2 protein-coding genes are annotated in these 1169 nt (G+C 35.8%); both read right to left on the bottom strand.

The window, feature by feature from the left end:
• Positions 1-301 precede the first annotated feature (301 nt).
• On the bottom strand, positions 302-655 hold the full coding sequence (locus BN874_RS23110) for a transposase (protein ID WP_195912064.1): 354 nt from the start codon (positions 653-655) through the stop codon (positions 302-304).
• Between the two features lie 149 nt (positions 656-804).
• Positions 805-1059, bottom strand: coding sequence for a hypothetical protein (locus BN874_RS24085; protein ID WP_154724680.1), 255 nt, complete (start codon positions 1057-1059; stop codon positions 805-807).
• Positions 1060-1169 lie beyond the last annotated feature (110 nt).

Here is a 1169-nt window from a genome sequence, read left to right as displayed (position 1 = left end):
CTGAACGGCATCAATCCGTTCGATACCCTTCGGCTGGCGTTTGAGGGTAGGTAGTTACAATGTATGTATGGATATCAATTGGGAAGACTATAGCCTTCCTATGCAGGTTGTGGAATTTTTAGATACCATTCTATTTTTTTGAAATCAAAAATCTTTTTATTAATGAAATTAAAAAAACAGCATTTAACTTGATTAAATGTTTTATTTTTATAAAAATTCTTTCGTAGAAAATTTTTTCCTCTTAACCAAACATCTTCAACCGGATTTTGATCAGGAGCATTCGGCGCAAACAAAAGGCAAGTCACTTTCCAATTTTTTTATCTAGGTCTTGGTTGACTTCACTCAAGTAATCATGAACTTCTTGACAGCGATGATAACTAGCCCCATCCCAAATAATCATCAGCTTCTTATCCGGATTAAGATCCCGTAATTTTTTGATAAATAAAACCGTATTTTCTCCATTTCCTTTCTTACAGGGAGCGAGAACAAAATCTTTATTATAAAGATTGAGTGCCCCATAATAAGTTTGTTTGTCTCTAGCATTTTTAATCGGAACCTCCGTTCTTTCATTTTTTCTTCCCCACACACAACCGAGGGTATCACCCGATAACAAATGACACTCATCTTCAGCAAAAACAACAAGTTGACCAGCCACTATCTCGTCCTGACGCTCCTCAAGTTTTTTTTAAGCTCTTCCCGCTTCAGTAGAACTTGATCTTCATCCCGTTTCGGATTGATCGCTTGAGTTTGATGCCAACTAAGTCCCGCTTCTTTTAATATATCATACTCTGTACATGACAAAAATTAACTTGAAGAGTTAAAATGATTAAAATCAAGGAAGTGAAATAAAGCAGCGAGATTAAATAAGGAGGTAGGATTAAATATAGCATTACGAATAAAATCCAAACCAGTTTTAAAGATACTTTTAGAAAAACGTAGATGTTTTTTTACTTTAATCGGTTTAACTGAATCATGCTGCCACTCACCGATGCGATGCGCCCAACAAAAAGTAATCACCGGAATGATTAAAAGTCGTTTAATCCGCTCAGGGTCCGTCACATGAGTCTCTTCCAGATTAAACCCTCGACTTTTTAAGCCACTAAATAACGGCTCTCTGGTATTTCAAGGGGTCTTAAAGTATAATACTATCAATTAGTTGCCAACATTAA

The sequence above is a fragment of the Candidatus Contendobacter odensis Run_B_J11 genome (assembly GCF_000531125.1).
Classification (GTDB): Bacteria; Pseudomonadota; Gammaproteobacteria; order Competibacterales; family Competibacteraceae; genus Contendibacter; species Contendibacter odensensis.
Note: the sequence above shows the minus strand (reverse complement) of the source record. Positions and strands in the feature narration are given on the sequence as shown.